Genomic DNA, 23,142 nt, shown 5'->3' with positions numbered 1-23,142 from the left:
AACCTGTGGATAACTCCCCTCGCACAACGCGAAAGGAGCCATCCACAGGCTCATTTTTGAAAAATATGCGGTTTTTGTTCAAAAGCAGTGGGTTATGGTTTGTCACAAAAACCGTCACATACACCTCAGCCACACGAGCTTCCCGCACCGTTTAAGACCAGGATCTAGCCCTTGCTTAGTCCTCGCGCGGAAGCTCAGTACCCGGAACACCCAGCTCCGAAGCACGCTTATCAGCCATCACCAGCAGGCGACGAATACGGCCCGCAATCGCGTCCTTCGTCATCGGCGGATCAGCCAGACGACCCAGCTCATCCAATGAGGCGTGCTTATGCAGCACACGCAGCTCACCGGCATAGCGCAGATGATCCGGCACCTCATGACCCAGAATCAGCAGGGCACGCTCCACGCGGGCGCTCGCTGCAACAGCCGCCTGAGCGCTACGGCGCAGGTTCGCATCATCAAAATTCGCCAAACGGTTAGCGGTCGCACGAACCTCCTTGCGGGTGCGCGCCTCACGCCACGTGGTCAGAGTACCGGTCGCGCCCATACGCTCCAGCAGCTGCGAAATGGTCTCGCCGTCACGCACCACCACACGGTCGGTGCCGCGTACCTCGCGTGCCTTCGCAATAATATCCAGGCGACGAGCCGCACCCACCAGCGCAAGCGCCGCCTCCGGGCCGGGGCAGGTAATCTCAAGGGAGGAAGAACGACCCGGCTCAGTCAGCGAACCATGCGCCAAGAACGCACCGCGCATAACCGCCTCAGCATCCTGCAACGAGCCGTTCACCACAGCCGGCGGCAGGCCACGTACCGGGCGGCCACGCAAATCCAGCAGACCGGTCTGGCGAGCTAGCGCCTCTCCGCCGTGATCCACACGCACAATGTAGCGGCCGCCTCGACGCAGACCACCACCGCTGACGCCGGTCAGCTCAGAGTCATGGCCGTAAATCTCCGCAATGGTGCGGCGCATGCGGTGGGCTGTTGCCTCGTGGTCGACCTCAGACTCCACCACGATTCGCCCTGAGACAATGTGCAGGCCTCCGGTAAAACGCAGAATCGTAGAGATTTCTGCCTTACGAGCAGAGACTTTCGTTGCCTCGTAGTTGGCGAGTTCGTCCTTGACGAGCGTGGTTAATGCCATGAACAGATCCTTCTGGGCGTAGTGTCTAAGTCTAAAAAATCAGGAGAAGGGCGCACCAAAATAGCCAGCTCAAGCAGTACACCTGAGCTGCACATCCAAGCCAGTCAATCTAAGAGCTCAGCTCAAACGCTTCGTTATACGCAGCCGCAAGCTTGAGCGGGTCGTGCACGTTCGGCTGGGAGCTCGAACGCAGATGCGCCCACACAACCTTCGCACCCATCGCAGAAGCCTCACGCTCCAGCTCGGACTGGTGATTAGCCTGCATGTCAGCGTCAGCAATCACCGCGTCCAGGTGAAGCTTCGGGGCGTACTGGCGCAACAATTCCAGATGCGTTGCCGGGGTAAAGCCGACCGTCTCCCTATCGTCGGAGAGGTTCATAACCACGCAACGGCGTGCCTCCGTGCGGATAATCGCCTCACGCTGAGCGTCCAGCAGCAGATGCGGCAGAACCGACGTACGCCACGAACCCGGACCCAAAACAATCCAGTCGGATTCTTCAATAGCGGAGAGTGCCTCTGGGCAGGGGCGAGCATTCTCCGGGGTCAGACCAATATCGTGAACGCGTTCCTCCTTCGAGAGGTTCACCTGGCCGACCACCTTCACACGCTCGATACCGCCACCGTTATACTCACGCAACACGGTCCCGTAAATGATCATCGGATCCAGCGCCATCGGCAGCACGCGGCCGCGCGCATTCAGTAGAGCACCCGCCCAGTCCAGACCGGCGACCGGGTCATCCAACAGTTGCCAGAGAGTAGCAATCAGCAGGTTACCGAGAGCATGGTAATCCAGCGGGAACTCATCCTCATAACCCTCCGGCGCGCTAAAACGATGCTGCATCACATCACGCCACGTGCGACCCCAATCGGTGTCATCACATAGCGCAGAAAGCGCCATACGCAAGTCCCCGGGAGGGAGAATACCCATCTCCTCACGCAAACGACCCGACGAGCCGCCGTCGTCAGCAACCGTCACAACGGCCGTTAAATCAGGTGTGACGTGGCGAAGCGCAGAAAGGGAACCGTACAGTCCGTGGCCTCCGCCCATCGCAGTGACCTTAGGCGAACGGTGCGTGGTCTTCAACAGGCGCAGAGCCTGAGTCGGCAGAGTCGGCAGGCGCGGAATACCCTGAGTGTCATAACTGGTCGAATGGGTGGACATAGTAATACCTCATATACCCGGAAGGAATGGTATGCCGGCCCCACGGGTGCGGGGCAGGACGGCGGCTAATGAATCACGACGCGGTGGTTGGGACGCGCCGGGCGGAACTTACTCGCGGCCCTTGTCACGGTGCTGAACATTCACGTTCAGCTCACCGAAAGCAGAGAGACGACGAGCCAGTTCTTCCGTCACAGCCACGGAACGATGCTTACCACCGGTGCAACCAATTGCGATGGTGGCGTAGTACTTACCCTCACGGCGGTAGCCCTCAAGTACGGGGCGAAGAGCCGCAAGATAGTTGCTGATGAACTCCTCGGTACCGGCGTGCTCCAGCACGTAGTCGCGCACCGGGGCGTCCTGACCAGTCAGGGGGCGCAGCTCCGGAACCCAGTGCGGGTTCGGGATGAAACGCATATCAGCCATGTAGTTAGCATCCGAAGGCGCACCGTACTTGAAGCCGAAGCTCATCACGGTCAGGTTCAGCTTCTTATCTGCACCCTCAGCAAACATTTCACGCACAGTACGAGCCAGCTCGTGAACGTTCATGCCGGTGGTGTCAATGGTACGGTCAGATGCAAGACGCAGACCCTCAAAGAGCGTGCGCTCAGCACGGATGCCGTCGAGGACGCGACCCTCACCCTGCAACGGGTGCGGGCGGCGCTGAGCCTCATAACGGGCAATAATGGTCTCGTCCTTGGCATCAAGGAAGAGCATGGAGAAATCAATATCTGACTTGCGCAAAGTCTCAATTGCAGCGGGCAAATCAGAGAACAAGGCGCGGGCGCGAACGTCAATACCGAGCGCCACCTTTGGCACTCGTGCACCGTCGCGGGTCACCAGTTCAGCCAGGGAACCGAGCATCTGCGGGGGGATGTTATCAATGACGTACCAGCCCTCATCCTCCAGTACATTTGCGACAGTGCTACGGCCTGCACCAGAAATACCAGTAATGACCAGAATCTGAGGACGTTCCTCGCTCTGGACGGGCTGTACCGTAGTGGGCTTGCTCTGATTTTCGGACATGGTTCTTCGTCCCCTTCAACGCGAAATTGTCTCTATGCTATGATACTAGACCTTTATCTGACGGTTCGGGGGTACGGTCAGAAATTTCACCAGTATGACAGAAATATGAGGCGCTCTCCCGACAGAACCCCAGAAGAAAGAAACCCGCATCACAAGTGCTTGCGCATAATGCTCTACAAGGGGGTCTGCAGAAAGAGACGGGTAGCAGAGTCAAAGGGTACAGCGGAGCCACGGAGGGTACAGCAAAGCCCGCACTATACCTCCCACAGGGGGCACCGCACGGGCTCTACACTATAGACGCTGCGAAACTTTACGCGGATGCGCAGGTCGCCTCAGGCAGAAAGCTCAGGTAGGAAAGCTGCCACATGCTCCACTAGACGCACCGACAGTTCCTTCTTCGAACCGGAGAACACCGGCACCTCATCATTCAGAGTCGACAGCAGCGTAATCGCATTATCGTCCGTGCCGAAACCACGATTCACGCCCACTGTATTAACCGCCAAGAAGTCCGTACCCTTACGCTGTAGCTTCTCACGACCCAGCTCCAACGGAGTCTTCTCCGCCGAACCGGTCTCCGCTGCAAAACCAACAATGAGCTTCGGACCGGGGGTGCTCTCCCCCGCCTCACGAGCCTGCTGGCGGCGAACCACGACCTCACGCAAAATATCCGGGTTACGCACCAACTGAATCACCGGCGCATCCTCAGAATCGGCGCTCTTCTTAATTTTGAACTCAGCAAATTCGGCGGGCCTAAAATCAGCCACCGCCGCAGACATGATCAGCACATCCGCCGCCGCGCTCGCCTCAAGGGTCGCCTCACGCAGCTCCAGGGCACTCACCACGCGGGTCACCTGTACACCTTCGGGTGCGGGAACCTCAAGGTTCGCGCCAATCAGGTGCACGGTCGCGCCCAGGTCGCGTGCCGCCTCCGCCAGGGCTACGCCCTGCTTACCAGTCGAACGGTTGCCGAGGAAGCGTACCGGGTCCAGCGCCTCACGGGTGCCGCCGGCGGTAATGACCACGAGGCGACCTGCCAGAGGACCATGCAGCGATTCAGATGCGCCAGTTGCCTGACCCGAATCAGCCTGACCAGGTTCAAACTGACCCAGCAGCACCGAAGTCAGGGTCGCCGCACGTGCCGCCGCCATACGCTCCTGCTCCGTACCCGTGTACAGGGGCTCAGTCGGCGCGTAACCGGGCATGTACACCGGGTGCACCCGACCCTTCGGGAAGCGAGCAATCACATCCAGCGCGACTGCGAAAATATCCTCCGGCTCAGGCATACGACCGGGACCAGAATCCGGGCCCGTCAAACGCCCAATCGCAGGCTCAATCACGTGATAACCCCACGCACGCAGAGTCTGTACATTTGCCTGAGTCGCCGGATGCTCCCACATCTGGGTATGCATCGCGGGTGCCAAAATCACCGGGGCGTGCGTGGTCAACACCGTAGAGGACAGCAAATCATCCGCACGACCAGCCGCCAAACGAGCCAGCAAATCAGCGGTCGCCGGGGCAATCACCACAGCGTCAGCCTGTTCAGCCTGACGCACGTGGTTCACCTCCGGCACACGGTCAAACACGTCCGTTGAGACGGGGTTGCCGCTCAGCGCCTCCAGAGTCGGAACACCCACGAACTTCGTCGCGTTCGGGGTGGGCATGGCGATAACTTCGTCGCCATTCTTCACAAAAAGACGAAGGAGCATCGCCGCCTTATACGCAGCAATGCCCCCTCCAATACCAACGATAATGCGCATGGTACGTTATAGAATCCTTATAAAAAGCAGATTACTCAGCGGACTCGTCGAGGATAACCTCTTCGATGGCAATAACCTCTTCGCTACCTGCGGGTATGTACTCCTCCTCGATAGCGCCGGAGAACTCAGCCGCGCTGAAATCAATCACAGCGGACAGATCCTCGGGAACGGGGTAGCCGTCCTCGTCAAACTTTGCGTCCGGGTGGTGCTCCGACACAACACGGTCAGCAATGATTTCACGCATTGCCACCGACAGGGACTTCTCGTTCGACTCAGCGTCAACCAGCGGGCCAACGTGCGCAGCAGTATTGTCCTGCAGGTTAGCGTAGTACGCGTTAATCTGGCGTGCACGGCGGGCACCGAAAATCACCAGGCCGTACTTGGACTCCGCCTTCTCAATCAGCGCGTCAGCGCTGGGGCTCACGATGCCCTCGGGAGCGACACCGTCAACGAAGTTGTAGTCCTCGTGTTCCTTGATTTCGTTTGCCACTAAAAACTCCAAATAGCTTGATGGAATGTACGTACCGAACGTCCCCACATACCGTTCGCGCCATGGCGCAAACCGGGCATACTGAGGGCACGGTCAAAACTAAAGAACTATTCTACCCTCTCAACGGCTAAAACGCACGTACCAGCCCATACAAAAAGGTGGGGGCCCGAAGAAAACTCTTCGAAACCCCCACCCTTCACAACATCTCACGGCGGAACTACAGGTCGGAAGAAATTCTAGCCTCATCGCAAACGCAAAACATGCAGATTAGGCAGCGCCAATCAACTCAGCAATCTCCTTCGCTGCACGCTCGACAGTGTCGTTGACAACCGTGATATCAAATTCCTTCTCGGCAGCCAGCTCAACCTTCGCAGTTTCAAGGCGACGAGCCTGCTCCTGCTCACTCTCGGTACCTCGACCTACCAGACGTGATACCAGCTCATCCCAGCTCGGAGGAGCCAAGAAAATCAGGCGGGCGTCAGGCATGGCCTCGCGGATCTGGCGAGCACCCTGCAGGTCAATCTCAAGAATCACCGGGTGGCCAGCGTCCAGGGCCTCCTGGACCTTAGCGCGCGGAGTACCGTACTTGTTCTTACCGTGCACCACAGCGTACTCAAGCATCTGACCGTCAGCAATCATCTGGTCAAACTCTTCCATCGAAACGAAATAGTAGTGAGTACCGTCAACCTCACCGGGTCGAGGATCACGAGTAGTAGCGGAAACAGAGAACCACACGTTCGGATAGTTCTCACGAATGTACTGGCACACCGTACCCTTGCCAACAGCAGTGGGGCCAGCCAGTACGGTGAGAGTCGGCTGAAACATAGCTTCCTTACTGCACCCTCATCGACTGAAGGCACGAGGTATTAGGACTGAGAAGACTCGGAAGACTTACCAGCAGTCTTACGACGTGCGCGGTTCAAATACCGCGAATTACGGTTGAAGTACTCCACCATCTTGCGACGCTGGTGTACACCCAGGCCGCCAAGGCGGCGAGTCGGTGCAATATGAAGTTCTTCAATGATACGTTCAGCTCGAACGGCACCAATGCCCGGAAGTGCGCGTAACATTTGCCCCACCGGCATTTTAGCCAGCGCAGGGTCGGAATCGACCATATCGAGTACCTGACGCACAGAAAGTTCACGTTCACTCAGTGCACGCTTAATTTCCTGGCGGTGTGCTCGGGCAAGTACTGCCTTCTCGCGGGCGGAGGCGCGCGCATCCTCAGTTAGCGGAGTCAGCGGCATGGTTGGGTCCCCCCCATTTCTGCGAGTTATAGAATTTTACCTATCAACTAATATAACACGGATAACGTGAGAACCCTCATTCCATCCGCGGCACTCACACTCGCACCAACAATGCGTCTACGCACGTCAGCACGTAAATATCGGGGAGTACCCCTATAGCATAGCGGAGTATTCGCTCTATCAAAAGCGGAGTCACGCACACACCTCATAGAGCAGGCGTACTCCCCCACTACAGAGGTGAGCAAACTCGCATTGGCGCGAGTATGTAGCGGCAAAATATGCATCAGGATGTACAAAAAATGCGATAGAACAGCCACAATTGTAGTGCTATCGGCCCAAACCACCGGCAAGAAAAATGGGCACACAAAAGGGGCGCACACCCCGAACAGACCCTCAACAGAATCCACCCGGAGCACACGCCCCTCTCACACAACACGCAAACTATGCGCCGCGAGCCGCCAACAGGTCATTACGAGCCGCCTGCGCAGCCTGCGCCAAGCCCTCAACTGACGGGCCAGCAGCCAGCACGCCACGGCTGGAATTTACCAGCACCTGCGACTCAACGCCAGCAAACACGCGGTACAGATCAGCTGCCGAAGCACCCTGCGCACCATAACCAGGCGACAGAATCGGGCCGTTGAACACGCTCAGGTCAATACCCAAATCAACCAGCGCCTGACCAACAGTCGCACCAATGACCAGACCGCACGGGCCCATCTGCTCCCATTGGCGGGAAGCATTCTCAGCGGTAGCCGCAGCGATAATACGCTTAGCCACAGCGCCCTCAGACTCCGATGCGCCCACGTGCTGAACGCTCTTACCCTCAGGGTTCGAGGTCAGCGCCAGCACAAAAGTGCCGCGATCATTCTCATCAGCCAAATCCAGTGCCGGACGCAGCGACTCAAAACCCAGATACGGGCTCAAAGTCACCGAATCGGTACCCAGCGGCGACGAGGAGCCGAGCCACGCATCCGCGTACGCCTTCATGGTCGAACCGATATCGCCACGCTTAGCGTCAGCAACAATCAGCACACCATCAGCTGCAGCGCGGGCAAATAGTGCCTCCAGCACAGCAAGGCCAGCCGAACCGTGACGCTCAAACAGCGCCACCTGAGGCTTCAACGTCGCCGCAAACGGGGCGCAACCCTCATAGACTGCCTCAGTAAAAGCAGCCAGGCCGGCAGCGGAATCCTCAAGACCCCACTGCTCCAGCAGGTTCGGATGCGGGTCAATACCCACACACAGCGAGCCGCGCTCCGCCATCGCCTTCGCCAGACGATCACCAAAAGCAGCGGACATTACTCCTCACCACCCTCGGAACGAGCATCCACAGCAGCAGCCAGCTGAACGCCGTGCCCCTGCAGGCTCATGATGTCCCAGTTGTGTTCACGCAGAGCAGTAATCGCCTGAACAGCCGCAGCGAACTCAGAAATGGTGGTCATGACCGGGCAGCCCACCGAAACCGCAGCGGCACGAATCTCGTAACCATCGCTACGAGCAGCACCACCGGCAGGGGTGTTTAGAATCAGGTCAATATCACCATTGCGGACCATGTCCACAATTGAGTGGTCGCCATTCGCCTCAGCGAACTTCGAAGCCACCAGAATCGAGTTCAGGCCGTTACGACGCAGAATCTCAGCAGTACCACCGGTCGAAACAATCTCAAAGCCCAGCGACTCCAGCATCTTCGCGTAAATAATGACATTACGCTTATCGTGGTTAGCCACCGAAATGAACACCTTACCGGAGGTCGGCAGCGGCGAACCAGCACCAGCCTGAGCCTTCGCGAATGCGGTGTCATAGTGCTTATCCAGACCCATGACTTCACCGGTCGAACGCATCTCCGGGCTCAGCAGCGAATCCACCACAACACCCTCGGGGGTGCGGAAACGAGCGAATGGCAGAACCGCAGCCTTCACAGCAATCGCGGTTTCCTCAGGCAGGGACGCACCATCCATGTTCGACGGCAGGTAGCCCTCAGCCTTCAGTTCCGCAATGCTCTTGCCCAGACCAATCAGCACAGCAGCCTTAGCCATCTGCACGCCGGTAGCCTTCGACACGAACGGAACAGTACGAGACGCACGCGGGTTCGCCTCAATCACGTACAGGTTCTCAGACACGTACGCGAACTGAATGTTAATCAGGCCGCGCACACCGGTACCGCGAGCAATCTTCTCGGTAGCGTCCTTCACCTTCGCGATGATGTCCGGGCCGAGAGTAATCGGAGGCAGAGTACAGGAGGAGTCACCCGAGTGAATACCAGCTTCCTCAATGTGCTCCATGACGCCGCCCAGGTACAGCTCCTCGCCGTCGAACAGGGCGTCAACGTCAATCTCGATAGCGTCCTCAAGGAACTTATCAATCAGAGCAGGCTGCGAAGGCGAAACCTCGGTAGCGTGCTCCAGGTAGCGTGCCAGGTTCGCCTCATCATAGACGATCTCCATGCCACGGCCGCCTAGCACGTACGAAGGACGAACCAGAACCGGGTAACCAATCTCGTCAGCGATGCGCTTAGCACCCTCGAAAGTGAACGCGGTACCGTTCTTGGGCGAAATCAGGCCGCCCTCCTCCAGCACGCGGGAGAACTCACCGCGGTCCTCAGCCAGGTCAATAGCCTCGGGGGTGGTGCCCAGAATTGGCACACCCGCATCCTTCAGTGCACGAGCCAGCTTCAGCGGAGTCTGACCGCCCAGCTGAACGAACACGCCCATCAGACCGCCGGTACGACGCTCCGACTCAACAATCTCAAGTACATCCTCAAGGGTCAGCGGCTCAAAGTACAGGCGAGTCGAAATATCGTAGTCAGTTGAAACAGTCTCAGGGTTGCAGTTGACCATGACGGTCTCGTAGCCGAGCGAACGCAACACCAGCGAAGCGTGCACACAGGAGTAATCGAACTCAATACCCTGACCGATACGGTTCGGGCCCGAACCCAGAATCATAATCGAGGGCTTCTCGTGGTGCGTAACCTCATCCTCCAGGTCGTAGGAGGAGTAGTGGTACGGAGTGAATGCCTCAAACTCTGCAGCACAGGTGTCAACAGTCTTGAAGACCGGGCGGATACCCAGAGCGTGGCGCACACCGCGCACAACATCCTCAGAAGAGCCGATAATCTCAGCAATCTGAGCATCCGAGAAACCGTGGCGCTTAGCCAGCTTCAAGGTCTCCGGATCAAGGTGGTCACGCTTAGCGTGAACCACACCGGCAACCTCATTCAGCAGCACCAGCTGATCCAGGAACCACGGGTCAATCTTAGTAGCCTCGTGCAGCTGCTCCACGGTAGCACCAGCCAGCAGAGCCTGCTGAACCTGGTAGATACGCTGAGTGGTAGGAATCTTCGTCTTCTCAATCAGCTCAGCCAGCTCAGCCTCAGACAGGGTCAGCGGCTTGAATGAGAAGGACGCGCCCTTCTGCTCCAGCGAACGCATCGCCTTCTGCAGAGCCTCAGTGAAGTTACGGCCCAGGGCCATAGCTTCGCCAACACTCTTCATGGTGGTGGTCAGGGTCGGGTCAGCAGCCGGGAACTTCTCAAACGCGAAGCGCGGAACCTTCACGACCACGTAGTCGAGGGTCGGCTCGAAGGATGCCGGGGTCTTCTGAGTGATATCGTTCGGAATCTCATCCAGGGTGTAGCCCAGGGACAGCTTGGTCGCAATCTTCGCAATCGGGAAGCCGGTAGCCTTCGACGCGAGCGCCGAGGAACGAGACACTCGCGGGTTCATCTCAATGACGATGATGCGGCCGGTCTTCGGGTCAATCGCGAACTGGATGTTACAACCACCGGTGTCCACGCCAACCTCACGAATCACGTTGATTGCGATATCGCGCAGCTTCTGGAACTCACGGTCGGTCAGGGTCAGTGCGGGTGCCACGGTGATGGAGTCACCGGTGTGCACGCCCACGGGGTCGAAGTTTTCGATGGAGCAGACGACCACGACGTTGTCGTTAGTGTCACGCATCATCTCCAGCTCGTATTCCTTCCAGCCGAGGATGGACTCCTCCAGCAGAACCTCGCTGGTGGGCGAGTACTGAATACCGGCACCGGCAATACGGTAGAGGTCTTCCTCGTTGTACGCCATACCCGAGCCGAGACCACCCATGGTGAAGGAGGGGCGGACCACCATCGGGTAGCCCAGTTCCTTAGCGGCTTCCAACGCCTCCGGCATGGAGTGAACGATCACCGAGCGTGCAGACTCGCCGCCGGCGCGTTCCACCACGCCCTTGAATGCTTCACGGTCCTCACCGAGGTTAATCGCCTCAATGTTCGCGCCGATGAGCTCAACATTGTACTTGGCGAGCACGCCGCGCTCATCCAGGGAGATTGCCGCGTTCAGTGCGGTCTGACCACCCAGGGTCGGCAGGATTGCGTCCGGCTTTTCCTTAGCGATGATCTTCTCAATCACCTCGGGGGTGATGGGTTCAATGTAGGTGGCGTCCGCGAACTCGGGATCGGTCATGATGGTTGCCGGGTTCGAGTTAACGAGGATGACGCGTACGCCCTCCTCCTTCAGCACGCGCAGTGCCTGAGTGCCGGAGTAGTCGAATTCCGCTGCCTGACCGATGACGATGGGGCCGGAACCGATGACGAGGACGCTATTAAGGTCAGTACGACGAGGCATTTATGCTTCCTTTGCAGTCTTGGTTGCGACCATCAGGTCGATGAAACGGTCAAAGAGGTAGGCGGAATCGTGCGGGCCCGCAGCAGCCTCGGGGTGGTACTGCACGGAGAAGGCGGGGATATCCTTACAGGTCAGGCCCTCAACCACGTTGTCGTTCAGACCCACGTGGGAGACCATGACCTGACCGAACTCGGCGTTCGGTGCGGTCACGTAGTCGCCAATCGGCGCGTCCACAGCGAAGCCGTGGTTCTGCGCGGTGATTTCAACCTTGCCGGTGGTTTTATCCATGACCGGCTGGTTGATGCCGCGGTGACCGAAGGGCAGCTTGTAGGTGCCGAAGCCCAGCGCACGGCCCAGCAGCTGGTTACCGAAGCAGATACCGAAGAACGGGGTGCCCTTACGCAGCACGCCCTGCAGCAGCTCAACCTGCTCGTCAGCGGTTGCCGGGTCACCGGGGCCGTTGGAGAAGAACACTCCGTCGGGGTTGTGGGAGTAGATGTCCTCGAGGGTTGCGCTTGCGGGCAGCACGTGCACGCGCACGCCACGCTCAGCAAAACGCTGCGGGGTCATCGACTTAATGCCCAGGTCCAGGGCTACGACGGTTGCAACCGGGGGCGCGAACCAGTTGAACTGGTGCGGCTCAACGGTGTAGGCGGTATCAACCGAAACGGAGTCAGCAAGCTTACGGCCGGCCATCGGTTCGGAGGCGCGCACCTCCTCCAGCAGTTCAGCTTCAGAGCGTTCTGCGTACTCACCGGAGAACACGCCAGCACGCATCGAACCGCTCGAACGCAGACGGCGGGTCAGAGCGCGAGTGTCAATGCCCTGAATACCGATGATGCCCTGCTCGATGAGCTCTTCGTCGAGGGTGCGCTCAGAACGCCAGTTGGATGCCACACGTGCGGCATCGCGAACCACGTAGCCAGCAACCCAAATCTTGCGGGATTCGGCGTCGGTGGTGTTCACGCCGGTGTTGCCAATATGCGGAGCGGTCTGAACCACAATCTGACCCGCGTAGGAGGGGTCGGTCAGGGTTTCCTGGTAGCCGGTCATGCCGGTCGAGAAAACCGCCTCGCCCAGGGACGCGCCGGTTGCGCCGTAGCCATAGCCGCGGTAGACGGTGCCGTCCTCCAGGACGAGCAGCGCGCGGTCCGTACGCAGGGCGCCGGATCGTGTCATGTCAGTCATGCTCTTCTTCCTTTTCTCTGGTGTTCTCCCCCGCTTCCTGTGCGGCCTCTACCGTGCAGGTTCCGGGGTAGTCTATGGTGCCTTCGGCGGGTTGTTCCCCTGCCGCTAGGCCAAATCTATACGTTTCGCGGTTTGTCCGGGGGTTAGGCTTCCGGTTCTGCCGCCCACTTCTCGGGCGCATCTACCGCGTTCGGGGCGATGCGGCGTAGCTCCTGCAGTACCGCCTGCTTATCCTCGGCGTAGCGGGTGCGGAAGCCAGTCTGCACGCGGTGACCGTCCAGGGTCCAACCAATCACAACCAGGCCGTTCTTCTCCACAACCTTGCCTGCCATACCGCGGTCGGTGGTGATGACTGCGAGCTTCTTCGCTGGAATCCACAGGTCCTTCGCGCCGTTACGGGTGAAGATGATGCTGTCCGGATAAATCAGCAGGGTGGACTTGCTCTTGAAGCCGAGCGAATCGAAACCCACACGGTCCAGCCAGTTACCGAATATCGTGGTGCTGACGTACTCGCCCTCGAAAGCAGCGTCAGCGGTCATGCCCTCGTAGCGTTCGGGAACTTCCTTGAGGGAGCCGAACATGTTCGCCTGGCGTGCCAGGCGCGAGCGCCATCCATGCCACATGCCGTAGATGCATAGCGCAACCAGGGCGATGCAGATGATAGCGGTCAGGAACTTTCCCACGAAGGTTCTCTCTTTCGGTTGGGTCTCGGTCGATTGTCTCGGCCTGGGTTGATAGGGAGGGGTGTTTTTGCGCTGGTGGTTCCGGTCGTGTTTCGGGGAGGTTTCTCCCCCGCTACTAGCTCCCACGAGGCTGTATTCCTCGCGAGGCGGTGGCAGGCGTGAACCTACCACCGCCAGGCACGGTTACTTCGTGGTTCGCCTCGCGGGTTAGCGGCGCGGGGTTGCCAGCTCGCCATTCAGCACGGTCGGGTGGCCGGCGTAGAAGGTTGCACGGATCGAGCCGGGCACCTCCATACCGCGGTAGGGGTTGTTCTTACCCTTGGTTGCCTGCTCCTCCGGCTTGATCACGCGAGTTGCCTTCGGGTCAACCAGCACAATATTTGCCGGTTCACCTTCGGCCAGCGGGCGGCCCTGCTCATGGTCCAGGCGACCAATCTTCGCGGGCTCCTCGGAGAGAATGCGTGCCACATCGCGCCAGGTAATCATGCCGGTGTCAACCAGAGTCATCTGGATGATGGACAGTGCCTGCTCCAGACCGGTCATACCGTTCGCGGCACACGCCCACTCGCATTCCTTGGTCTCTGCCGGGTGCGGTGCGTGGTCGGTACCAATCACGTCGATGATGCCGTCAGCAACTGCCTGACGCAGCGCCATGACGTCTTCTTCGGTGCGCAACGGCGGGTTCACCTTGAAGACCGGGTCGTAGGTGCGTGCGGTCTCGTCGGTGAGCAGCAGGTGGTGCGGGGTTGCCTCCGCGGTCACCTTCACGCCGCGGGACTTAGCCCAGCGCACAACCTCAATGGAGCCCTTGGTGGACAGGTGACAGATGTGCAGCTTGGAGTCCAGGTGCTCAGCCAGCAGCACGTCGCGGGCAATGATTGCCTCTTCAGCGACGGCGGGCCAGCCGGCTAGACCCAGGTCAGCGGACACCTTACCTTCATTCATCTGGGCGCCTTCAGTCAGGCGTGGCTCCTGCGCATGCTGCGCAATGACGCCGTCGAAGGTCTTGACATATTCGAGGGCTCGGCGCATCACGGCGGGGTCGTACACGCACATGCCGTCGTCGGAGAACACACGCACGTTCGCGATGGAGTTCGCCATACCGCCAATATCGGAGAGACGCTCACCCTTCAGGCCCACGGTCACTGCGCCGATGGGCTGCACGCGGCACCATGCGGATTCCTTGCCGAGGCGGTCAACCTGTTCAACCACTGCGGCGGTGTCTGCCACGGGCATGGAGTTTGCCATGGCAAACACTGCGGTGTAACCGCCCAGGGCTGCTGCGCGGGTACCGGTCTCAACGGTTTCGGATGCCTCGTAGCCGGGCTGACGCAGGTGGGTGTGGATGTCGACCAGGCCGGGCAGTGCCACCTGGCCTGCCGCCTCGACAACCTGTGCGTCTGCGGCATCAATGTTCTCTGCGATGCGGCTAATCACGCCGTCCTCGATGAGGATGTCGGCGACCTTTTCGCCGTAGAGGCTTGCGCCCTTAATCAGGTACTTGCTCATGGTGTTGGTTCCTCTCGTTAGGAAGGTCGTTTAGGATTCGTCGCCGGCGTAGAGTTTGGCGCTGGAGCCGTCGGTTAGAAGCAGGTAGAGCACCGCCATGCGCAGCGCCACGCCGTTGCTGACCTGGCGCAGGACCCAGGAGTTGGTGGCGTCGGCGGCTTCGGAGCAGATCTCCAGGCCGCGGTTCATGGGGCCCGGGTGCAGGATTGCGACCGGCTGCGGCTGTGCCTGCAGGGTTGCGAAGCGTTCGGCGGTCAGGCCCCACAGGTCGGTGTACTCCTCTGCGGAGGGGAAGTACGCGGCGTTCATGCGTTCCTTCTGGATGCGCAGCAGCATGACGGCATCGGGGTTGGTGGCAATGGCTTCGTCGAAGTCGTGGAAGATTTCTACGCCAGCTTCTTCAACCCAGGAGGCAGTGTTCAGCGGCAGTAGGGTCGGCGGTGCGACGAAGACGACCTGCGCGCCGAGGGTGGTCAGCAGCCAGAGGTTGGAGCGTGCCACGCGCGAGTGCAGGATGTCGCCGACGATGAGCACGCGCATACCGGACAGGTCGGTGCCGCGGGGGCTATCGAGGCCGTCGCGTTCTGCCTTGTACTGGCGCAGGGATACGGCGTCGAGCAGTGCCTGGGTGGGGTGCGCATGGGTGCCGTCGCCCGCGTTGAGCACGGGGATATCAGTCCAGCCTGCCTCGGCGAGGCGCTGCGGTGCGCCGGATGCCGAGTGGCGGATCACGAACGCATCCGCGGCAATCGCCTTGAGAGTCTGCGCGGTGTCCTTGAGCGACTCGCCCTTAGACAGGGAGGATCCAGAAGCAGAGAAGTTCGTGACGGTTGCACCCAGGCGCTTCTCCGCGGCTTCGAAGGAGAGGCGGGTACGGGTGGAGTCCTCAAAGAAGAGGTTGACGATGGTCTTTCCGTTGAGTACGTTCAGGGTGCGGTTTTCGGCTTTGACCTGCGCCATGTAGTCGGCGACGTCAAGGATTTCGATGGCTTCTTCGCGGGTTAGTTCGCGGGTGTCGAGCAGATGCTTCATGAGAGCCCTCCCAGCTGGATAATATCGACTCGGTCTGTTGCGTTGTCAGTTTCGGTCAGTACGACGCGCACCGTTTCGCTGGCGCTGGTGGGCAGGTTTTTGCCCACGTGGTCGGCGCGGATGGGTAGTTGCCGGTGTCCGCGGTCTACGAGGACTGCCAGGCGTACGAGGGCGGGTCGTCCGTGGGCGTTGAGTGCGTCAAGGGCGGCGCGTACGGTGCGGCCGGAGTAGAGGACGTCGTCAACGAGGACTACGGTTTTACCTTCAATGCCGATGCTGGGCATGATGCTCTCCCCTGTGTTCTCTGGGGAGGTGGTGCCGTTGGGCGAGGCAGGCTGGTCGTCGCGGTAGGCGGTGATGTCCAGGGCGCCGAGTCGTGTTTCTGCGTTGAAGTTCGGCTCGATGGCTTGGATGCGGGCGGCGAGTCGTACGGCGAGGGGTACGCCGCGGGAGCGGATGCCGATGAGTACGAGGTTTTCTACGCCTTTATTGGTTTCAATAATTTCGTAGGCGATGCGGGTGAGGGCGCGGCGGATTTCGTCCTCGCTGAGGATGGTGCGGCCGACGGTGGTCGCGTCCACGGAGGTGCTTTGAGGGGTTGCCGAATGTGGGGCTGCGGTTAGATTTCGCCCCTGGTTCACGCCGGATGTGGGTACAGTTGACCCAGGCATAGCCGTCTCCTTCCCCGCCTCACGGGACGGATTTAAAGGTTTTGTGCTTCTAGTAGGGTACCACAGTTCACAGGCTACGTTCAGGTTCGGCGAGAGACCGCTCACGGCGGGGACGGAGCTGGTATGGAGCGGGGCGGGGGATCCGTCCTCAAGGCGCTCAGCCACGCAGAACCGCACCAACCGAAGAAGCATAGACACAGAAAACCCCCGCCGTCCTGTAGCGAACTACAGGACGGCGGGGGTTTCACGTACGCTCCCCTGCGGGTGCATCATCAACGGCGGCAAGCCAACCAGCCATAAGAGCCAGCGGCAGGATGTCTTACGCGAGCAGGGTCGGCTTCACCTGACGGAGCTTATCCAGCAGACCGTTCACGAACTTCGGAGATTCATTCGTGGACAGCACACGCGCCAGACCGACAGCCTCAGAAATTGCGACAGCATCCGGAACTTCGTCATTGTACAGAAGCTCCCAAGTGCCAATACGTAGCACGGCACGGTCCACGGCGGGCATACGCTCGAAGGACCAGTCACGGGCGTAAGTCTCAACAAACTCACGGATTTCTTCATCGTGGTCGCGGACGCCACGAATGATTTCCTCAGAGTAAGCAGAAATCTGCGCTACCGTGTACAGTCGGCGGCGGCGGAGTACCTCAATATAATCTTCGTTGCGCTGATCCGCTTCGAAGAGCACTTCGAGGGCGCGCAATCGGGCTTTAGTACGTGAATTCATTAGTCGTTCACGCGACCGAGGTACTCACCGGTGCGGGTGTCAACCTTGACCTTGGTGCCGGTCTCCAGGAACAGGGGAACCTGGATCTCGTAGCCGGTCTCAACGGTTGCGGGCTTGGTGCCGCCGGTGGAGCGGTCACCCTGCAGGCCGGGCTCGGTGTAGGTGATTTCGAGGACCACGGATGCGGGCAGCTCAATGTACAGGGGGGTGCCCTCGTTCAGCGCGATGGTTGCGGTCTGGGACTCGAGCATGTAGTTTGCTGCGTCGCCAACAACGGTTGCGGGAACATTGATCTGGTCGTAGGTCTTCATGTCCATGAAGACGTAGTCGTCGCCGTCCTGGTACAGGTACTGGTAGTCGGAGCGGTCAACGGTTGCGGTTTCAATCTTAGCGCCAGCGTTGAAGGTACGATCGACGACCTTGCCGGAGGTAACGTTGCGCAGCTTGGTGCGGACGAATGCGCCACCCTTACCGGGCTTAACGTGCTGGAACTCTACGACGGACCAGAGGTTGCCGTCAATCTTCAGGACGGCGCCGTTCTTAATATCGGTAGTGGATGCCATGGGGCTCTCCTTCGTGTCATCGACGCTCACGCCGTAGTGGTACCCGGCGCGGCGCTAAGTTTTCAATAAGCAAAAATATGTCCAGTACATTCTACAGGATGCGCACGAATTTGCCTAGCAGGGGCACCACAGATGCTATGGCCCCCCGCCCTGTTGCCGCATGCTGACTGTCATATGTTGGCAGTCGTGTGGCGGGTGCGTGGCGGTGACTGTACGGGACTCAGGCCTACTCGGAGATAATCTCCTGGTAGGTCATGTACAGGATTGAGTCGTCCGGCACCTCGTAGACGCGCGGGTGAGCCAAACCGTCAAGAATGATGAAGCGCAGCAGGTTGCCGCGTGCCTTCTTGTCGCGGCGCATTGCTTCGAGCAGCTGGGGCCAGGCGTCTGCCTTGTAGGAGGTGGGCAGGCCCAGGGATTCGAGGATGCGGCGGGTGCGTGCCACGAGTTCTTCGTCGGCGTGGCCGGTTGCCAGCGCCAGTTCGGCGGCGTAGACCATGCCGACGGACACTGCCGCGCCGTGACGCCACTGGTAGCGTTCGTTACGTTCAATGGCGTGGGCGAGGGTGTGGCCGTAGTTCAGGATTTCGCGGCGGCCGGATTCGCGCAGGTCCTCGGAGACGACCTCAGCCTTCACACGCACGCTACGCTCAATGAGTTCACGCATGATGGCGGACTGCGAGTCACGCACGGCGTTCGGATTCGCCTCAATCAGGTCGAGGATTTCGGGGTCTGCGATGAAGCCGCACTTGACGATCTCACCCATGCCGGTCAGCAGCTCGTTCTCGGGCAGGGTGCGCAGGGTGCCGATCTCGCAGAGTACCGCGGCGGGCGGCCAGAACGCGCCGACCAGGTTCTTACCCTCGGCAGTGTTGATGCCGGTCTTACCGCCCACGGCAGCGTCCACCATGCCGAGCAGGGTGGTCGGAATGTGAATAACGCGCACGCCGCGCAGCCAGGTTGCCGCCACGAAGCCGGCAACGTCGGTAATAGCGCCGCCACCCACGGAGATGATTGCGTCGGTGCGGGTGAAGTCGTTCTGGCCGAGCACCTGCCAGCAGAATGCCGCCACCTGGTAGTGCTTCGCCTCCTCAGCATCCGGGATTTCGGCGCTGAAAGATTCGTATCCCATGGCACGTAGGTCTTCCATGACCAGCTCACCGGTGGAACGCAGGGCACGCGGGTGAATCACGAGCACCTTCTTGGTGCGGTTGCCCAGAATTTCGGGAATCTTACCGAGCAGGTTGTGGCCAATGAGAACCTCATAGTTCTCACGCGGGGAGCTGCCGGTCACCGGGATGCGGGTAATATCTTCCGCGCCGGAGGCACCGAAAGTGGGGGCGGGCTGAGTGCTCATCATGTGTCCTTTCACAGGTGAGGGGTTATGCTTGGGGGTGCTGCGCTCGGGAAGTACGGATTGCGGTCACGTACGCCTGGATTTCTGCAGTCATCTCGGTGATGGGGCGGCCGCCTCGTGCGTCCAGGGTGAAGTGCGCCAGCTCTTCGTATCGGCTGCGGCGACGCTCAAAAATTTCGGTCCACCGCTCCACCGGGTTCGGCTGCAGCAGCGGGCGGGTCTTGCTGCCGGTAATGCGCGGGGTGACGGTGTCAGCATCAACGAGGATGTACACCACGCATTCGTCCTTGAGCAGCTCCGCAACCGAATCGGTCATGGGTGCGCCACCGCCCAGGGAGAACACCGTATTGCGGTACACCGGCGAGGTGAGGACCTCTTCGATGGTTTTGCGTTCGAGCTCGCGGAAGTGCGTCTCACCGAAAATCTCGAAGATTTCGGAGACTTCGCCGTAGCGTTCCACGATGAGCTGGTCGGCGTCGAGGAACTCGTAGCCGTAAAAACGCGCCAGGTGCGTACCAATATAGGTCTTACCTGCCGCCATGGGACCGATGAGCACGATGGGGCGGGCGCGTTCCGCGAAGTTCTCGTGCATTTCACGCACCTGCTGCGGGTGTATGCGAGCGCCGCCGGCAGACTCGTCTTCTGCGAGCACTTCTGCGTGAGTTTCTTCCGGCGCGCCCAGTTCTTCCGACGCTGCAATATCTGCAGGTGCCGCAGATTCAGCGGAAGTTGCGGGCAGTTCGGAAGCTTCGAGGGGATTCTCCTCTGGTTGGCTCTCTGCTTCCGCGGCGGGTACTGCGGGTGCGACAACCTGAACCTTGCCGAACAGTGCCGGGGTCGGACGAACCGGCTTGGCGGGGTCAGCCGCGGGCACAGCTACGGGAGTTGCGGATGCGGCTATGGGGGCTACGGGGGCAGACTGCGGTTCAGTCTTCTGCACGGGAGCGGTAGCCCTCTCCCCCGCCGCCTCTGCAGGCTGTACCTGCTTTACAGGTGCCGGCTTGGGCGCGGCAGGTTTCGGTGCAGCCGGCTTCGGAGCTGCAGGCTTGGACACAGGCGGCTTAGGTGATTCCGCCTTCGCGGGCTCCTTGCGGGGCTCCTCTTCGTCGGTGCCCATGCCCTGCAGGGCGCTGAGCAGCTTCAGGCGCAGGTCCTCGCCCAGACCGAGCGCCGGGTCAGCATCCTCAGACACCGAGGAAGCGTACAGGCGCACACCCTGCGTGCTCGCCATAGTAGCGGCAGGCACGGGGCGGGTACCAGAATGCATCAGGTCAGCCGGGGTGGGCACGCGAAAGGCCGGACGGGAGGAATCCTCACACTCAACAGCCTGCTCAGCCGTGGCAGATACGGATTCCGATACACCAGATTCCGGGCGCGGCGAAGCGCCCCCTCGCGCACGCTGCGTTGCCGCAGCAATACGCGCAAGGGGGCTCGAAGCGACCGGGCGGACACCCTGTTCCACAGAAACCGCCCCGGAACCACAACCGTTCACGCCGCTGCCCTCAGACTCCGCAGGAAGGGGCACTACGCGTCCCAACCAGCCACGTTAGACTCCCAAGCCAGAGACGCCGGAATAGCGTCCAGGTAGGAATCCATGTTGCGGCGAGTCTCACCCATGGAGTCGCCACCAAACTTCTCCAGTGCCGCCTCAGCGAGCACTAGGGCGACCATAGCCTCCGCCACCACGCCAGCGGCGGGAACAGCACACACGTCCGAACGCTGGTGGTGGGCGCGGGCCTCTTCACCGGTGGACGTGTCAATGGTCTTCAGGGCCTTCGGCACGGTCGCAATGGGCTTCATTGCCGCGCGCACACGCAGCAGGTCACCGATGCTCATACCACCCTCAATACCACCTGCACGGTTGGTATCGCGGGTGACGCCATTTTCGCCAATGGAAATCTCGTCGTGAGCTGCAGTGCCGGGGCGGTCAGCGGTCGCGAAACCGTCGCCAACCTCAACGCCCTTAATGGCCTGAATACCCATCAGAGCCGCGGCAAGGCGCGCGTCCAAGCGGCGGTCCCAGTGCACGTACGAACCCAGTCCGGGAGGCATACCGTACGCGAGCACTTCAACCACACCGCCGAGAGTCTCACCGTCCTTGTGCGCCTCATCCACGCGCTGAACCATCGCGTCGGAGGTTGCCTTGTCGAAGCAGCGCAGCGGGTCAGCGTCCAGCTCCTCAACGTTGCGGGGCGAAGGTACCGGGGCACCCTCAGGAGCGTGCACGCCACCCACAGCTACGGTGTGAGAAACCAGCTCAACACCCAGAGCCTTCAAAATCTGTGCGGCAACCACGCCAAGAGCTACGCGGGTCGCAGTCTCACGCGCGGAGGCGCGCTCCAGCACCGGGCGAGCTTCAGAGAAGTTGTACTTCTGCATACCCGCAAAATCGGCATGACCGGGGCGCGGACGAGTCAGCGCAGCGTTACGCGCACGACCCTCAATCAGCTTCGGATCCACCGGGTCGGAGCTCATCACGTCAGTCCACTTGGGCCACTCGGTGTTCGCAATCTCAATCGCGACCGGGCCGCCCTGAGTCAGGCCGTGACGCACACCGCCCAGGATGCGCACGCGGTCCTCCTCGAACTTCATGCGGGCACCGCGGCCGTAGCCGAGGCGGCGGCGAGCCAGGGCGTCACGCACCATGTCGCTGGTGAGTTCCACACCGGCGGGTACGCCCTCAATAATGCCGACGAGCGCCTCGCCGTGGGATTCTCCGGCAGTGAGCCAACGCAGGGCCATAGGTTAACCTCTTTTCATCGCACCCGCACCGCAGCGCAGGAGGAAGGAATAATAATTCTTCACGTGTATAAATAGTGTATAAAATGCCTGTTTACTGAGCGAGTGAAAGCACGCTTTTTTCACGAAACGGAAGCACGAGGCGCAAGATCAACCGCCGCACACATCGCATTCACCAAGCCCAGCAGCTCACCCTCAGACAGGGTGCGGTCAGTAAAAATCAGAACCTGCTCCACCGCCTGATACAGCAGCATCTCCAGGCCAGAAACCACCGTACCGCCGTTCGCCTCCCAAGCGCTCGCCAGCACCGAAGGCCACGGGTTATACGCAACATCGAGCAGTACCGGCCGGTGCGTCACGGAGGCGCCCTTCAGCCCGCTCAGCTGGCTCGCCCACTCGTCCGCCGCATGAGCCGGAAGAGTAGACACCACCGGGTGATGACCGCGCTCAGCAAGATTCTGCGGCAAATCAGCCAACGTAATCTGTTCCAGCTGAACGCCCAGGCGGCCCGCCGCCTCCTGCACACTACCGAGCTTATGCAACGAACGGGCGTACACGCTCACGCGGCGGTACCCCAGCGCGTGCAGCGCCGCCAAAGCAGAAATAGCGGTCGCTCCCCCACCCACAATCGCGGCAGAATCCTTGAGCGGTTCCGGTTCCAAACCGGCGTGGCGCAGCGCGTTCACAATGCCAATGACGTCCGTATTATGCCCCAGAATCTTCTCACCACGCGGATACACCGTATTCACCGCACCGGTCACCTGCGCCATCTCGCTAATCTCATCGCAATACTGGATGACCGCGGTCTTCAACGGCATCGTCACCGACAGACCTGCAATATACGGAGCATCCTCCGTACCGTCCGGGTGTCGCACACCGTACATCATCGCCGGCAAATCATCAGGCAAAGTATCGCGGCGCTCATACCCCAAATTCTGCTCACCCAAAAAGTCATACGCCGCACGATGCAACGCGGGTGACAGGGAATGGGAAATCGGGTGCCCCAGCACGTAGGCACGGCGAAGATACGGGGCTTCACGGTACGGCTCAGTCTTCATCGGTACTCTCTCGCTCTCAACGCTGGGGACTTGCGGACACGCACGCCACGAACCCACGTTCATAGGCGCACTCTACCCATTTTAAGGGACAAACCACTATTCGGGTACAGCAAAGGCGGGCACCTCCCCCACTCTCGTGGAGGCGGTACCCGCCTCAGCAAGGAACCTTCAGT

20 protein-coding genes are annotated in these 23,142 nt (G+C 60.3%); all 20 read right to left on the bottom strand.

Going from position 1 to position 23,142, the window contains the following annotated elements:
* Positions 1–175: 175 nt before the first annotated feature.
* The 20 genes from whiA to ACUXHH_RS04270 all read right to left on the bottom strand — a co-directional run bounded on the left by whiA (position 176) and on the right by ACUXHH_RS04270 (position 22,969).
* Positions 176–1,141: a DNA-binding protein WhiA gene (gene whiA / locus ACUXHH_RS04365; RefSeq protein ID WP_279739972.1), complete on the bottom strand. Its 966-nt coding sequence runs from the start codon at positions 1,139–1,141 to the stop codon at positions 176–178.
* A gap of 109 nt (positions 1,142–1,250) precedes the next feature.
* Positions 1,251–2,303, bottom strand: coding sequence for a gluconeogenesis factor YvcK family protein (locus ACUXHH_RS04360; RefSeq protein ID WP_279739973.1), 1,053 nt, complete (start codon positions 2,301–2,303; stop codon positions 1,251–1,253).
* A gap of 108 nt (positions 2,304–2,411) precedes the next feature.
* Positions 2,412–3,326: an RNase adapter RapZ gene (gene rapZ, locus ACUXHH_RS04355; RefSeq protein ID WP_279739975.1), complete on the bottom strand. Its 915-nt coding sequence runs from the start codon at positions 3,324–3,326 to the stop codon at positions 2,412–2,414.
* A 332-nt stretch (positions 3,327–3,658) separates the two neighbouring features.
* The gene (locus ACUXHH_RS04350) at positions 3,659–5,083 is read right to left on the bottom strand and encodes a bifunctional phosphopantothenoylcysteine decarboxylase/phosphopantothenate synthase (protein ID WP_458390896.1); all 1,425 of its coding nucleotides are present in this window, start codon (positions 5,081–5,083) and stop codon (positions 3,659–3,661) included.
* A 31-nt stretch (positions 5,084–5,114) separates the two neighbouring features.
* Positions 5,115–5,573, bottom strand: coding sequence for a DNA-directed RNA polymerase subunit omega (rpoZ, locus tag ACUXHH_RS04345; protein WP_279739979.1), 459 nt, complete (start codon positions 5,571–5,573; stop codon positions 5,115–5,117).
* Positions 5,574–5,840: 267 nt separating this feature from the next.
* Positions 5,841–6,398, bottom strand: coding sequence for a guanylate kinase (gene gmk / locus ACUXHH_RS04340; protein ID WP_279739981.1), 558 nt, complete (start codon positions 6,396–6,398; stop codon positions 5,841–5,843).
* Positions 6,399–6,439: 41 nt separating this feature from the next.
* Complete coding sequence (gene mihF / locus ACUXHH_RS04335; protein ID WP_279789061.1) at positions 6,440–6,820, bottom strand: integration host factor, actinobacterial type; 381 nt, start codon at positions 6,818–6,820, stop codon at positions 6,440–6,442.
* Positions 6,821–7,261: 441 nt separating this feature from the next.
* Entirely contained in the window at positions 7,262–8,119 is an 858-nt protein-coding gene (gene pyrF / locus ACUXHH_RS04330) for an orotidine-5'-phosphate decarboxylase (RefSeq protein WP_458390895.1), read from the bottom strand.
* Positions 8,119–11,439: a carbamoyl-phosphate synthase large subunit gene (gene carB, locus ACUXHH_RS04325; protein ID WP_458390894.1), complete on the bottom strand. Its 3,321-nt coding sequence runs from the start codon at positions 11,437–11,439 to the stop codon at positions 8,119–8,121. Before carB ends, pyrF begins: the two co-directional genes overlap by 1 nt.
* Entirely contained in the window at positions 11,440–12,627 is a 1,188-nt protein-coding gene (carA, locus tag ACUXHH_RS04320; protein WP_279754085.1) for a glutamine-hydrolyzing carbamoyl-phosphate synthase small subunit, read from the bottom strand. It abuts the gene before it with no gap.
* Between the two features lie 143 nt (positions 12,628–12,770).
* The gene (locus ACUXHH_RS04315) at positions 12,771–13,310 is read right to left on the bottom strand and encodes a PH-like domain-containing protein (protein ID WP_279739991.1); all 540 of its coding nucleotides are present in this window, start codon (positions 13,308–13,310) and stop codon (positions 12,771–12,773) included.
* 207 nt (positions 13,311–13,517) lie between these two features.
* A complete protein-coding gene (locus ACUXHH_RS04310) occupies positions 13,518–14,819 on the bottom strand; it encodes a dihydroorotase (protein ID WP_279790292.1) in 1,302 nt (433 codons plus the stop codon).
* 30 nt (positions 14,820–14,849) lie between these two features.
* Positions 14,850–15,851, bottom strand: coding sequence for an aspartate carbamoyltransferase catalytic subunit (locus ACUXHH_RS04305; RefSeq protein WP_279754087.1), 1,002 nt, complete (start codon positions 15,849–15,851; stop codon positions 14,850–14,852).
* Positions 15,848–16,522 (bottom strand): bifunctional pyr operon transcriptional regulator/uracil phosphoribosyltransferase PyrR, encoded by a 675-nt coding sequence (gene pyrR, locus ACUXHH_RS04300; protein WP_279790288.1) that lies wholly within the window; start codon positions 16,520–16,522, stop codon positions 15,848–15,850. Before pyrR ends, ACUXHH_RS04305 begins: the two co-directional genes overlap by 4 nt.
* A 319-nt stretch (positions 16,523–16,841) precedes the next feature.
* The gene (nusB, locus tag ACUXHH_RS04295; RefSeq protein ID WP_005505934.1) at positions 16,842–17,252 is read right to left on the bottom strand and encodes a transcription antitermination factor NusB; all 411 of its coding nucleotides are present in this window, start codon (positions 17,250–17,252) and stop codon (positions 16,842–16,844) included.
* Positions 17,252–17,815, bottom strand: a complete 564-nt coding sequence (efp, locus tag ACUXHH_RS04290; protein ID WP_279740000.1) for an elongation factor P — start codon at positions 17,813–17,815, stop codon at positions 17,252–17,254. The genes nusB and efp overlap by 1 nt, the downstream gene beginning before the upstream one ends.
* Positions 17,816–18,041: 226 nt before the next feature.
* Complete coding sequence (gene aroB / locus ACUXHH_RS04285; RefSeq protein ID WP_279790287.1) at positions 18,042–19,172, bottom strand: 3-dehydroquinate synthase; 1,131 nt, start codon at positions 19,170–19,172, stop codon at positions 18,042–18,044.
* Positions 19,173–19,197: 25 nt separating this feature from the next.
* Positions 19,198–20,697, bottom strand: coding sequence for a shikimate kinase (locus tag ACUXHH_RS04280; RefSeq protein WP_279790285.1), 1,500 nt, complete (start codon positions 20,695–20,697; stop codon positions 19,198–19,200).
* Complete coding sequence (gene aroC / locus ACUXHH_RS04275; protein WP_279790283.1) at positions 20,697–21,914, bottom strand: chorismate synthase; 1,218 nt, start codon at positions 21,912–21,914, stop codon at positions 20,697–20,699. The genes ACUXHH_RS04280 and aroC overlap by 1 nt, the downstream gene beginning before the upstream one ends.
* A 119-nt stretch (positions 21,915–22,033) precedes the next feature.
* Positions 22,034–22,969, bottom strand: coding sequence for a shikimate dehydrogenase (locus tag ACUXHH_RS04270; RefSeq protein ID WP_279790282.1), 936 nt, complete (start codon positions 22,967–22,969; stop codon positions 22,034–22,036).
* Positions 22,970–23,142: the final 173 nt, after the last annotated feature.

Source organism: Rothia sp. 110740021-2 (genome assembly GCF_054263775.1).
The sequence above is the reverse complement of the archived record's forward strand: the minus strand, read 5'-3'. Positions and strand labels throughout refer to the sequence as shown.